The sequence below is a fragment of the Streptomyces marincola genome, from assembly GCF_020410765.1.
In the GTDB taxonomy this organism is placed as follows: Bacteria; Actinomycetota; Actinomycetes; order Streptomycetales; family Streptomycetaceae; genus Streptomyces; species Streptomyces marincola.
Genome location: NZ_CP084541.1, coordinates 2025847 through 2038915 on the forward strand (window position 1 = coordinate 2025847; position 13069 = coordinate 2038915).

The window sequence follows — 13069 nt, forward strand, 5'->3', positions numbered from 1 at the left end:
GCAGGGCACAGCGATACTCAACTGGCACATACCGGACCGGGGCCCAATCTCGCGAGCCCTCTGTTCGTTGCCGAACGGGCACGCGCCGAGGCCCTCGTCAGGCATCTCCGAAGGCTCGGGAAGCGCCGGGAACACTGCCTGATCGAGGCGGCGAACCTTATCAGGCCAGCAGGCTGCGACACGCCCGATGAGCGATTGTCAGTAGCGGCCCATACACTCGGCGCGCACGGAAGGACAACAGTCTGATCAGCGACTCCGTGTGCTGATCGTGGGGGTACGGATGAGAGTGCGGCTGTCGGTGACGACCTCGGCCTCCGAGCTGCCCTGGGCCAGCGTGTTGGCGCCGGGACGTGGTCTTGTGTATGACGTGCTGGGCCGGGTCGCCCCCGCGCTCGGGGAAACGCTCCATGCCCGTGGAGTGGGGCGGCACGGCATGGTTCCCTTCGGGCACGGGGCGCCGTTGTTTCCGAAGGTCCGACGCGTTCGCGGCAGGTACGCGATCGGCGGAGCCGGGGCAGTGGAGTTCGGCAGCCCGGTGCCGGAGGTTGCGCAGGCCCTGGGCGAAGGCCTGGCGGCTCGTGAGTTGCTCGACTGGGGTGGCGCGGCCTTCCGGCTGACCAAGGTGCAGGTGGTTCCGCCACCGAGTTGTTCGTCCGGGCGAGTGCGGTTGCGCACGACGACTCCAGTGGTGATGAAGGGTTCGGGTCGAGATGCGGACGGACGGCGCACGACGAGGCAGGCATGGCTGTTGCCGTCGGAGCCCGAGTGGGCCGAGTACTTCCATGGCAACCTCGTGCGCAAGGCCGAGACTTTGGGGCTCGATCCCGAGGTGGAGTTGGAGTCGGTGACCTGGATCGGGGCGAAAAGGTCCTTCCGGGTCGGGGACGGCTCGAAGCCCGGTGCACCGGTCGAAGTTGAGTTGACAGGGCCGCCTGAGACGTTGCAAGCCCTGTGGAGTTGGGGTCTCGGGCAGGCGAACGCCGCGGGATTCGGGTGGATTCAGTCATGAGCGGGGCCCAAGACTTCGAACTCGAAGCTCAGTGCCGCGTGGTCCTGACGCCGCACCCTCTGCAACGTATCGGCGCTTTCGCCCTGGCCTCCCTCGTCGGCGTGGAGCAGCCCGAGGAGTTGGAGTCTGCGGATTTCCAGGCCGCGATGAGCCAGGTGATTGAAGACGCGGCGCGGGCCTCTGTACGCGATAGCAAGGCGTCCGACGGCTTCTGGCAGAAAGCCAGTCTCTCCTTCTTCCCCAACTCGCCCATGAACCATCCCGGGCGCCGGAAGGGCAAGACGGCCGAGGGACGCCCCAAGACGGACGTGGATGTCCGCGATGCTGTGCGGTCGTGGCTGAGGATGCCCGACCCTGAACACTGGCCGGCCACTGACTGTGTGCTGTGTGGACGGGCAGCGGTCGGCTTCTTCGGTAAGCGGGATGTCGTTCTAGCCGAGAGTGAGGCCTACCGTAACAGCACGCCGCGCGGCCATGAGGGAATGGCGCTGTGCTGGCCCTGTCTGTGCTGTTTCTATGCTCTGCCCTACGGAAGCCGCCTCACCGGCGGCTCGTCGATTGCTCTGCACAGTTGGGATGAAGGTTTCGTTCGCCGGACGGCGCGACGTCAGGCGCGGGTGAATCAGAGGCTCGCAGCTACAGGTGATGAGTCGAAGAAGCAGACCGAGGTGCGCGAAGTGGTCGCGCTCGACGCCTTGCGGCTTTATGGCGAGCGAATCAGCGACGGCGTGGAATTGCTGGTCTTCAACAACAATAACCGGGGACAGACCCTCGATACCTACGGCCTCCAACAGCCACTGGCCGAGTGGCTGCGAAAGACCTGCCGCTTGCCTGAATTGAGACGCGGGTTCGGGATGCTGGTCCGAGCACACAGCACACCGGGCCTGTCGGGTGTCGTCGCGCTCGCCCGAAACGCCTTTCACTCGCCGGACCGAATCGTGAGCACGGGAGCGAGCCATCTCGCTGTTTGCGTGATGCAGAGAGATCCCGACCATAACGCAGCACGCGAGCTGGCGAAACTATTGATGTCGTTCGTGACCGAGGTGATGCACATGAACGAGAAGGATCTTGCCGAGATTCGTGCGACCGCGCGCAAGCTCGGCAGTCTGCTGTCGCAGGAAACAGGCCGAGGACCGCTCAAGGAGTTGCGTGCTCATTTGAGGAACTCTCGCCAGCTCCGGAGCTGGCTGACGAGGCACGCAGTGGCCTGGGCCGGAACCGAGCACGAGGGATTCGGTGGCGAGCCGCTGATGAGCGACCGGGTCACCGTGCTCCTCTTCGATCCTTCGCTGGACAACGCCGCGTGGTTCCATCGCGAGCTGCTTTTCGTGGGAGTTCTAGAGGAGTTGGCCCGGCTCAGCTGGCGGGTGGCGGATAGCGAGAAGACTGAAGACGTAGTGGCGGAGCTCCGGTCGGACGACCGGCAGTGGATCAGTCGTGGTGACGAGGAGGACGAGCAGTGAGTTTTCTGGCCGGCAAGGTCGTCGAGGATGTCGTAGCCGGAGCCCCTAACAACGGTGAGGGCGTCGACAACATTGGCAAAGTCAAGAGTATGCGGGTGGGCCGCGACACCTATCCGTACATCTCTGCGCAGGCGTTCCGCCGGTGGCTGCGGGATTCACTTCCTCCGCTGGAGCCGCGCTCGGAAGTGACCCGTTCCGGCGCCGGAAAAAATCAGCAAGCGTACACCGCGGGACGCCCCGACCGCTATCTGGACGACGACCTGTTCGGCTACATGGTGGCGGTGAAGAAGGAAAACTACCAGCGGGACACCGTGCTTGCTACCGGAACGCTGGTGTCCGTGGTGCCGCAGCGGCCGACGACCGATTTCGGGACCATGAGCCGTGGTTTCCCGTCCGGCGAACATCCGGTCATTCATCAGCACGAGCTCTACAGCGGTGTCCTGGCCGGTGATCTCCTGCTCGACCTTCCCCGCGTGGGCGTCTTCGAGACTGATGGCAGCGGTCTGCGGGTCGCCGTGAGTCCAGCCGTAGCGGAGGAGGCCAGGAGCAACGGAGCCGAAGACCTCACCTTTCGAGGGGTGGCTGCGGTCAGGCTGCCGCTGGCGGAGCGCCGACGGCGGGTTGCGGTGCTGCTCCGCGCCCTGGCCTCGTTGCGGGGTGGCGCGAAGCAGGCACTTCATTACGGTGACCGCACGCCGGCTCTCATCCTCCTCGCTCCGCTCAAGGGAGGCGTCAACCCGTTCACACGCGTCCTCACGGCGCGGGAGGGCAAGCCATACTTCGACTCAGACGTCCTGAGCGCGGAGGTCGAGGCCTGGCAGGACGAGTTGGACGGGCCAGTGATGATCGGCTGGGCTCCTGGCTTCCTCGACAACCAACGCGAGCGGGTCGCCCGTGAGCTGAAGAAACTGATCGACGGCGAACAGCTGATCCTCAAGCACCCCCGGACGGTTCTGTCGGGGCTGGCGGAGCGGATCGAGGCAGGGGGTCTCGACAGCTGGTTCGAGGACTCCGTTTCATGAGCAGCCCTTCCGGACGACAGGCTCTCCAGGTCACCGTCACCGCCCCGGTGGTGTCCTTCCGCAACCCCCTGTACTCCGGTGTCCAGGTCACGTTGCCATGCCCGTCGCCGGCCACAGTGGGCGGCATGCTCGCCGCCGCAGCAGGCGGCTGGGGTGATGTCGACCAGGGCCTGTCGTTCGCCATGACGTTCCACGCGCGCGGCAGGGGCACAGACCTGGAGACCTACCACCCCTTGGACGCCTCGGGTAAGAAGGCCTCACCCACGCCGCGCAACCGGGATTTCCTGGCGGGCGTCACCCTGCGCCTGTGGCTGTTCGACGACCTGGAGCTGTGGCGCCGTCGGCTCCGCAGACCACGGTGGCCACTGAGACTCGGGCGCAGTCAGGATCTGATCGGGCTCTCCCTGGAGCAAGCCTCGGTGAGCGACGAGCCCGGCACGCTCGGGAGCGCGCTGGTACCCGAAGCAGCGGTCGACGCAGCGGCCTCCACACGTCTCCGACTTCCCACAGCCGTGTCTGTGGACAGAGCAAGAACCGCATGGGGCTCGTACCGGTTCGATCCGGCAGGCCGAGGCCAGAGCATCGTGCGCGGAAGCTGGTCGACGAGCGAAGGCCAAGCGCTCCTCCGGCTGCCTTCGCCACACCCTCGAACCGTTCCGGAACGACAGGAAGCGAGCACTATGCCGTGAGCACCACACCGTTCGATCACCTCCTGGCCGGGCTCCGCGCCAAGAGTCCCGAGCACGGCCAGAGCGAAGGGGAGTCCCTCACCTCACACCTCTGGGCCACGCTCCAGGCGGCCCGTGCGGTGCGTCACCGCATCGGCCGGCTACCAGCCGCTGAGGACATCCTCGGCAGCGAGTCGTTCTGGGCCGCGGTCGACATTGCGGGATTGGCACACGATGCCGGCAAGATCCCGGGCGGATTCCAGGACATGGTGTATAAGCGCAAACGGTCCTGGGGCGAGCGGCACGAAGTCCTCTCCCTCGGCTTCCTGCCCTGGCTCCTCGACGACCCCGCCATGCGGCTGTGGGTGGCAACCGGAGTGGCCACCCATCATCGAGCCCTGACAGGTGAGCAAGGCAGCGACCTGCGCACGTTGTACGGCAGCAGCGACCGAATCGAGTTCGGCACGCGCTTCGACCGCATCCCGCACCAGGTGATCCCGGCAGTCATCGCGTGGCTTCGCCGGGTCGCCGCCGGACACGACTTGCCGATCCGCCACGAATCGGCCGACATCGAGGAGTGCGACTCCGAGACCCTTGTGAGTTCCGCCTACGAACTGCTGGGCGACCTGCTCGACCGGTGGGAAGAACCTGTCAGCCCTTCGGAAGGCCTGGCCGCCGTACTTTTGCAGGGGGCGGTCACCATGGCCGACCGCCTCTCCTCGGCGCATGGAACGCTGCTCGGCGACCAGCCGCTCGACTCGCGTTTCCCCGCCCTTCTGGAGAAGAAGATGGCCGACGTCGGTCACACGCTCCGGCCCCACCAACTTCAGGCAGCCGCGCACTCCGGACACCTTCTGCTGCGGGCTCCGACCGGAAGCGGCAAGACCGAGGCATCCTTGTTGTGGGCAGCCCGCCAGGTCACCGACCTGATTCACCACGCCGGCGGTGTGCCACGCGTGTTCTACACCCTGCCGTACCTGGCCTCCATCAACGCCATGACCTCCCGGCTCGGCCTACTGCTCGACACCCCGCAAGCCGTCGGTGTGACCCACTCACGCGCCGCCGCGTACCACCTGGCAGCCGCCATCGCTCCCCAAGACGGTGACGAGGAATGTGCGGACGGTACCTCCTCCCTCCCCGACGCCGCCGCCAAGGCCGTTTCCCGTGCCGCCGCCACCCGCCTCTTCCGCGAAACCATTCGGGTCGGTACCCCTTACCAGCTCCTCCGCGGCGCCCTGGTCGGCCCGTCCCACTCCGGCGTCCTGCTGGACACCGCGAACTCCGTCTTCATCATGGACGAACTGCACGCGTACGAGCCCCGTCGCCTCGGCTTCATCCTGGCCAGCGCCACGATGTGGGAGCAACTCGGTGGTCGCGTCGCTGTCCTGTCCGCCACACTGCCGAACAAGCTCGCCAAGCTGTTCCGGCACACCCTGAAACAACCGATCCATGACATCGCCCCGCCCGACGTTGGGCGGCCCCCGAGGCACCGGCTCACCACCCGCAGCCACCACCTGACCGATCCGGCTGCCCTCGCCGAGATCCGCGACCGTCTGGACCGCAACGAGTCGGTCCTCGTCGTCGCCAACAACGTGGCTCACGCCCTCGCATTGTTCAGGGAACTGGCGCCCGCCGTCCAGAAACGTCATGGCCTCCAGGCCGCCGCGCTCCTGCACTCCCGTTTCCGGCGCGGGGACCGCCTGGCCATCGAGCGGCGGATCGCCAGTCGACACCGCACGGACGCCGAACGTCGCCCCGGGCTTCTGGTCGCCACCCAAGTCGTCGAGGTCTCCCTTGACGTGGACTTCGATGTCCTCTTCACCGCGGCCGCCCCCCTGGAAGCCCTTCTACAGCGCTTCGGCCGTGTCAACCGGGTCGCGGCTCGCCCCCCGGCCGATGTCGTTGTCCACCGGCCTGCATGGGCCACCCGCCGCGGTGGCTCCGCCGACGAGTTCGCCGACGGCATCTACGAGCGCGCGCCCGTCGAAGCCGCCTGGGACATCCTCACCACGCACGACGGCGCACTGCTTGACGAGGTCGACGCAACCGCTTGGCTGAACGACATCTACGGAAGCGACTGGGGCGCCCAGTGGTACAACGAGGTCCTCTCCCACCGTGAACTGTTCAGCGACAGGTTCCTGCGGTTCGACTATCCGTTCGACGACCGGTCGCGCCTCAGCGAGACGTTCGACGAACTCTTCGACGGCACCGAAGCCATTCTCCTCAGCGACCGCGACAACTTCACCACGGCGCTCGCCCAGGCAACCGGCCAAGCCGGCCGCCTACTCGCCGACGACCTCCTGATCCCCATGCCCCACTGGGCCACCCGCCTGGCACGCTGGGACAAAGACCTCAAGGTCCGCCTCATCGACGGTGATTACCAACCTGACTTGGGCCTACTCGCCATCCGCGGACTGCCCACTCAGGACTACCAGCTCGGAGAAGTCCTGTGATCTCCGACGAAGACGTCGGCGGCGTGCACATCAAGTACCTCCATCACTGCCGTCGCCAACTGTGGCTCTACCTCCGCGGCATCCGTCCCGAACATCTCAACGCCACCGTTCAACTGGGCGAGGCTGTCCATGACTCCTCTTACCCTCGCCACAGCCCCGTGGATCTCGGCGCCGCCAAGCTGGACTTCGTCGACGGCCACCAGTGGGTGCACGAAGTGAAATCCTCCTCTCGCCCTACCGATGCCGACCGCGCCCAGGCCTACCACTACTGTCACCAATTGGCCCGCTTCGGCAACGACGTGAAGGGAGCAATTCTCCACTATCCGGCGACAAGGCGCACCGTACGCCTCCCCTACACACCCGAGGCAACCGCCCAAGCCGAGGAGGACATCCAGGAGGTGCTGTCTGTCGCCACAGCCCTGACGTCTCCCGACCGCCTCCCCCGCAATCGCTGCCGGGGATGCAGCTACATCGACTACTGCTGGACGGAATGAAATGCCCACCGCCGCCCGCACCTACTGGCTGACCAGTCCATGCCGAATTCGCCGCAAGGACGAGTCCCTCGTCATCGAGCGCGAAGCTGCCCCCAAGGTTCACATTCCTATCACCGACGTTCGCGACATCATCGCATGCGCCGAAACCGACATCAACACGGCGGTCGTCTCACTGCTCAACCGTCACCGAATCAGCGTCCACCTGCTCAGCTACTACGGCGACTACGCCGGATCGCTGGTCACCTCGGATACAAGCACTTCGGGGCAGACAGTCCTGGCTCAAGCCAATCTCGCCCAACAGCCCAGCGCAAGCATGGCTATCGCCCGCTCACTCGTCGACGCATGCGCGTTCAACGTCCGCCGCGTCGTCGACCGGCAATTACTCACCGCCCCCTACACCACCCTGCAAGCTTCGATCAAGGAGGCCGAGACCCCGCTCCACCTGATGGGTGCCGAGGGCACCTTTCGCCGCTCCGCCTGGGAGGTCATCGACACCAAGCTCCCCGACTGGCTGCAACTCCACGGTCGTAGCCGCCGCCCACCCCGCAACGCCGGCAACGCCTTCATCAGCTATGTCAATGGCATCATCTACGCACGCGTCCTCTCCGCAGTCAGGCTGACTCCCCTGCACAGCGGAATCGCCTTCCTCCACAGCAGCCTCGAACGCCAACGACACTCGCTCGTCCTCGACCTTGCCGAGATGTTCAAGCCCCTGTTCGCGGAACGACTACTCCTGCGTATGGCCAGTCGTAAGCAGCTGAAGAAACATCACTTCGACACCGGCACCAATCAAGCGATGCTCAGCGAGGCAGGCCGCAAACTCGTCGTCCAAACCGTCCGCGACGAACTGGCCACCAGCGTCAACCACCGATCGCTCGGTCGGCCCGTTGCCTATGACGAATTGATCTACCTCGACGCGCTCGCCCTCACCCGTCACTGCTTGGAAGGAACGCGTTACAAGCCCTTCCGCATCTGGTGGTGAGCCCCCGTGTACGTCATCGTCGTCTACGACACCGCGGCCAAGCGCAACCCCAAGATCCTGCGGACATGCCGGAAGTACCTCCACCACGTCCAGCGCAGCGTCTTCGAAGGCCAACTCACCGAAGCTCAGCTTCGCCGCTTCCAGGCTACGGTCGAGGAAGTCTTGGACCTCACCTACGACAACGTGCTCGTCTACACGTTCCCGCCCGGCACGACCCCCATCCGCCATGAATGGGGCGCCACCGAGCCCACCCCCACCGACGTTCTGTGACCCCGGTTTCAGCAACTCACCGGGCCGCACAACACGACCGGCGGTTCACTGCACATGCGGACTCGCAGATGCCATCAACGCCTACGCTGACGTGCAGCTTTACCCTGGGGTCCTCATCGCCCCTCCGAGGGGTCCCAACTAGCTGGTGGGCTGTTCGCGCATGGGGTGGGCTCCTAGTCCTCATCGCCCCTCCGAGGGGTCCCAACATGGACTCCAGCTGGGCGACCAGCTTGGCGAGGTTCGAGTCCTCATCGCCCCTCCGAGGGGTCCCAACGGCAAGGTCAGCCGATTGGGGTGCCGCAGGTGAGGCAGTCCTCATCGCCCCTCCGAGGGGTCCCAACATCGCGAACGTCAGAGCCTGGGCGGCCTCGGCGAACGGTCCTCATCGCCCCTCCGAGGGGTCCCAACCGCGGGTCCAGGAGTGGATGGCCGACGAGTCGGCCGGTCCTCATCGCCCCTCCGAGGGGTCCCAACGTCGCGTCCGGCAGCGTGTCTGCGGCGGCGTGGACCGGTCCTCATCGCCCCTCCGAGGGGTCCCAACGCTGTCGGCCTCCTACCTCCGGTTGCTTCGAGGGCGTCCTCATCGCCCCTCCGAGGGGTCCCAACGCGGTGAGCTGGTCCGCGGTGATCGCGCCGGAGTAGTCCTCATCGCCCCTCCGAGGGGTCCCAACAGGACGGCCCCGACGGCGCCAGGAAGCTGCCGATCAGTCCTCATCGCCCCTCCGAGGGGTCCCAACACCCGGCGCGGGCGCCCCCCGATCCCACCACACCAGTCCTCATCGCCCCTCCGAGGGGTCCCAACCACCACCCCACCCATCCGATCGCACAACCCGATCGAGTCCTCATCGCCCCTCCGAGGGGTCCCAACACGACCTCGCCGCCGCCAAGGCGTCGGAGTGGACCGAGTCCTCATCGCCCCTCCGAGGGGTCCCAACAAGGGCGGCGGCGGGACCCGCGCCGCTGGCTGGCCGGTCCTCATCGCCCCTCCGAGGGGTCCCAACGGACAACGCTCGGCACGGCGCTGCTGCCGGTGCTGCTGGTCCTCATCGCCCCTCCGAGGGGTCCCAACCGCCCTCGACCCCGGTGTACCGCCGGTGCGACGTGCAGGTCCTCATCGCCCCTCCGAGGGGTCCCAACACGTGTCGCACGCCTGGCTGGCTCGCGGGCGAGCTGGTCCTCATCGCCCCTCCGAGGGGTCCCAACGTGCCGATCGTGGCGATGAACGCCTCGTTCGACCTGTCCTCATCGCCCCTCCGAGGGGTCCCAACTGCGAGTGTGACCGGCCAGGCCGAAGGATCTGCCGGGTCCTCATCGCCCCTCCGAGGGGTCCCAACTCGGGCGGGATGGTGGGCTGGGTGAGGTCGGGCGGGAGGTCCTCATCGCCCCTCCGAGGGGTCCCAACGGATGGGCGCGGTTGCCTGCTGCTGCGCGGCGGTCATGTCCTCATCGCCCCTCCGAGGGGTCCCAACGCCCAGCACAACTACCAGTGCGCCCGCTGCGGCACCTGGTCCTCATCGCCCCTCCGAGGGGTCCCAACCGGTAGGGCTCGACCTTCTCGTTGGGGGCCTTCTTGTCCTCATCGCCCCTCCGAGGGGTCCCAACGCGACGCCGGCGGCGTGGAGTGCGTCTCGGATGCGGCGTCCTCATCGCCCCTCCGAGGGGTCCCAACAAGTCACACCAGCCCCGAGGGTCCCCAGCGTGACGAGTCCTCATCGCCCCTCCGAGGGGTCCCAACATCTCGGGGGACACGGCGTGCGCCGGGTCCAGGCCGGTCCTCATCGCCCCTCCGAGGGGTCCCAACGCGACGAGCGGGACGGCGACGGGCAGCCCACCACCAGTCCTCATCGCCCCTCCGAGGGGTCCCAACTAGGTGATCGTGTAGCGGTGCCTGGGCGTGTCCTGGTCCTCATCGCCCCTCCGAGGGGTCCCAACTTGGCGAGGTCGGCGGTCTGCTCCAGCACGGCCTGGTCCTCATCGCCCCTCCGAGGGGTCCCAACGGCACGCCGGCGACTTCCCACGCGCCGGTCCGCTGGTGTCCTCATCGCCCCTCCGAGGGGTCCCAACGTGGCGCGGATCATGCCGATGTAGCCGATGCGGCCCCGTCCTCATCGCCCCTCCGAGGGGTCCCAACGCGAGGAGCCGGAGGTCGACCCGCTGGACGTGCCGCGTCCTCATCGCCCCTCCGAGGGGTCCCAACTCCTGGGTCAAGCCGGGTTGGGCGGTTCGGACTTGGGGTCCTCATCGCCCCTCCGAGGGGTCCCAACCGGACACGGAGACGGTGCAGCGCCTGCGCGGAGAGGGTCCTCATCGCCCCTCCGAGGGGTCCCAACGCGTCCCCCGCCACGAGCACGTCATGATCCGCGACGTCCTCATCGCCCCTCCGAGGGGTCCCAACGGGTCGCCGCTGTGGTCTACGGTCGGTGCCTCACGTGTCCTCATCGCCCCTCCGAGGGGTCCCAACCCGTCGTTCTGCGCGCGGCGGTACGCGTCCGCCGCCCGTCCTCATCGCCCCTCCGAGGGGTCCCAACATGATCGAGCGCGGCGCTGGCGGGGCCAGCCCGCGCGTCCTCATCGCCCCTCCGAGGGGTCCCAACCCGGCGGGGCCGTGGTCGGTCGGCCGGGTACCGGGTCCTCATCGCCCCTCCGAGGGGTCCCAACCGTTCGGCGACGCGCTGCGTGACGCTGTCGCCCGCGTCCTCATCGCCCCTCCGAGGGGTCCCAACCGGTAGGGGGCGTGCCGGGTCTGCCACACCCCGCCCGTCCTCATCGCCCCTTCGAGGGGTCCCAACGTGCCGAGGTGTCGGCAGAGCGCGGCGTACTCGCCTGTCCTCATCGCCCCTCCGAGGGGTCCCAACATCATGACGGCTGTGTCCGCCATGTCTCCGGTCTGCGGTCCTTATCGCCCGTCCGAGGGGTTCCGAACGCTCCACCTGGAGGCCCTGGTCATCACCGCCCGCACCTGTCCTCATCGCCCCTCCGACGGGTTCCAACTACTCGCCCGGGTGCTGCCAGATCACGGCGTCGGCGCGTCCTCATCACCCCCGCGAGGCGTTTCAGCAGGAGACGGAATGCGCGCGATCACCCGGTGGACCCGGGCCTCTGGGCCTTGCGAGGAGAACCGATGAGAGGAGATCACCGTCATGGCCGAGTCAGCTGCCGCGCTCCTTCGCAGCAAGGCCCCGACCCCCTACCTGTCCCCAGGGGGCCCGCAGTGTCGTAACGTGCTGCACATGTCGAGTCACTGTGTGATCAGGGGGTTGCGGTGAGCGCTGCTCGGTGGCCGGTTCCGCGGAGTCCGTACGTGATTGAGCCGGATGAGGGGCCGCAGACCGAGGAGGAGTTGGTCGAGGCCCTGGCTCCGTGGCCGGAGGAGGTCGAGCGGCTGCGTGCCGCCCTGGCGGAGGCCGGCAGCGGGCGGGAGCGTGCGAACGTTGTCGCGGCGGGCCGGATGGCATGGATGACGCGCACGCACCCGGACGTTCGAGCGGCGGTCGACGCCAGTGGCGAGGGCCCGTGTCCGGGGGCAGCGCCGGCCGAGTCCGTGTGGGCGGATTACGGCGACGATTTCGAAGCGCGCCCCGCGCCCGGATCGTCCGCGGGTGAGGGGCCGGCCCGTTGAGGTACAAGATCACCTACAGCGCGGAGGCGCAGCGCGGCATCGGGACTCTTACGCGGGAGCAACGCCGCGCTGTGCACGGTGCGGAGAAGACGCTCGCCGACCGGCCGGAGTCGGTGGGAGCTGTGCACGAGGGGCGCGGGCCGGAGGCGATGCGGCGGTGGGTGCTGGAGGGGGCGCGGGTGACGATCCTGTACCGGGTGCGGAACCGGGCGGTGGTGGTCGAGGTGGTGTGGCTCGTCGGCCACCCGTGACCCGGAGGGTCTCGGGCGACGGAACGTGCGAACCGGAGCGCTGGTCGTGAGCGAGGAGGCTGACCGCCGGCCCGATCCTGTTCTCTCCCGCCTTTGCGCCAGGGGCCCTCATCCGGGTCTCGGTTCCGTGAGGACCCCGCGGGTATCACCAGCTGCCCCCGCTCGCACCCGAACCGCGGGGAGGCAGCGGCGGTCTTCACCCAGCATCGCCGCCGTTGACCGCGTGGTCTCGGCCTTGGCTCAGCCCGAGGGTCTCGGCGATCAACGCCGCTGGCACGTTGGGCATCAGCCAGCGAGCGGCGGCGAGGGTGGCGGCGTCTGTCTTCTTTGACCTGGTCGAAGAAGTTTCGTTTGAGGGCGCGGCCACCACGATCACGTCGTATTCGCTGGTGAGCGAGATTGTCACTCGAACACCGTCCCGCGTTGTGAGGATGACCGTGGTGTCGGTTCCCTCTTTCACTCTTGACGGTTCGATCGCGTTGCTGAAAGGCGGCTCGCGCGCGTCATCGTCGCCCGCTTCCGCCATGGCAGGAATGGGCTGGCGGGCGTCGTGCGGCAACTTGAGGTGAGAGCTTGCGGGCTGGTGCACGCACATGACGGGCCCTTTCATGAGCGTCGGCAGTTCGGGGTCTCGGGAATCAGTGACTTGATGTGAAGACGGATGATTTCCGATAATCACTCTGCCGGTGCCCTGCTTGCGTGAGCTATGGGGATCGGCCGAATATGGCGCGAAACCTACTCAGCGGATGAGGGCCTGTCAATCTGTTCGCTGGGAGTCGAGATTTCCGCGCCCTCCGGCGTGTCGGTTGCCAGTCGGAAAATCGCTGGCGGACTGCGC

At 67.4% G+C, this 13069-nt stretch carries 11 protein-coding genes and 1 CRISPR repeat array; of the genes, 10 read left to right on the plus strand and 1 reads right to left on the minus strand.

What is annotated here, in order from left to right:
- Positions 1-259: 259 nt before the first annotated feature.
- The 10 genes from cas6 to LC193_RS08435 all read left to right on the plus strand — a co-directional run bounded on the left by cas6 (position 260) and on the right by LC193_RS08435 (position 12231).
- A complete protein-coding gene (gene cas6 / locus LC193_RS08390) occupies positions 260-1009 on the plus strand; it encodes a CRISPR-associated endoribonuclease Cas6 (protein WP_226073003.1) in 750 nt (249 codons plus the stop codon).
- Positions 1006-2472, plus strand: a complete 1467-nt coding sequence (locus LC193_RS08395) for a hypothetical protein (RefSeq protein WP_226073005.1) — start codon at positions 1006-1008, stop codon at positions 2470-2472. The genes cas6 and LC193_RS08395 overlap by 4 nt, the downstream gene beginning before the upstream one ends.
- Positions 2469-3494: a type I-B CRISPR-associated protein Cas7/Cst2/DevR gene (cas7i, locus tag LC193_RS08400; protein WP_226073006.1), complete on the plus strand. Its 1026-nt coding sequence runs from the start codon at positions 2469-2471 to the stop codon at positions 3492-3494. The genes LC193_RS08395 and cas7i overlap by 4 nt, the downstream gene beginning before the upstream one ends.
- Positions 3491-4183: a CRISPR-associated protein Cas5 gene (gene cas5, locus LC193_RS08405; protein WP_226073007.1), complete on the plus strand. Its 693-nt coding sequence runs from the start codon at positions 3491-3493 to the stop codon at positions 4181-4183. Before cas7i ends, cas5 begins: the two co-directional genes overlap by 4 nt.
- Entirely contained in the window at positions 4180-6615 is a 2436-nt protein-coding gene (cas3, locus tag LC193_RS08410; protein WP_226073008.1) for a CRISPR-associated helicase Cas3', read from the plus strand. The genes cas5 and cas3 overlap by 4 nt, the downstream gene beginning before the upstream one ends.
- Positions 6612-7109, plus strand: coding sequence for a CRISPR-associated protein Cas4 (locus LC193_RS08415; protein ID WP_226073009.1), 498 nt, complete (start codon positions 6612-6614; stop codon positions 7107-7109). The genes cas3 and LC193_RS08415 overlap by 4 nt, the downstream gene beginning before the upstream one ends.
- Position 7110: 1 nt before the next feature.
- On the plus strand, positions 7111-8091 hold the full coding sequence (cas1b, locus tag LC193_RS08420) for a type I-B CRISPR-associated endonuclease Cas1b (protein WP_226073010.1): 981 nt from the start codon (positions 7111-7113) through the stop codon (positions 8089-8091).
- 6 nt (positions 8092-8097) lie between these two features.
- Positions 8098-8361 carry a CRISPR-associated endonuclease Cas2 gene (cas2, locus tag LC193_RS08425; RefSeq protein WP_226073011.1) on the plus strand — a complete coding sequence of 88 codons (264 nt, stop codon included), beginning with the start codon at positions 8098-8100 and terminating at the stop codon, positions 8359-8361.
- Positions 8362-8470: 109 nt separating this feature from the next.
- A CRISPR array of direct repeats spans positions 8471-11352; the repeat unit is 30 nt; unit sequence GTCCTCATCGCCCCTCCGAGGGGTCCCAAC.
- 310 nt (positions 11353-11662) lie between these two features.
- Entirely contained in the window at positions 11663-11980 is a 318-nt protein-coding gene (locus LC193_RS08430; protein ID WP_226073012.1) for a hypothetical protein, read from the plus strand.
- On the plus strand, positions 11977-12231 hold the full coding sequence (locus tag LC193_RS08435) for a hypothetical protein (RefSeq protein WP_226073014.1): 255 nt from the start codon (positions 11977-11979) through the stop codon (positions 12229-12231). The genes LC193_RS08430 and LC193_RS08435 overlap by 4 nt, the downstream gene beginning before the upstream one ends.
- 196 nt (positions 12232-12427) lie before the next feature.
- Here LC193_RS08435 and LC193_RS08440 read toward each other — a convergent pair whose 3' ends face one another.
- Positions 12428-12826, minus strand: a complete 399-nt coding sequence (locus LC193_RS08440; protein WP_226073016.1) for a hypothetical protein — start codon at positions 12824-12826, stop codon at positions 12428-12430.
- Between the last annotated feature and the right edge of the window lie 243 nt (positions 12827-13069).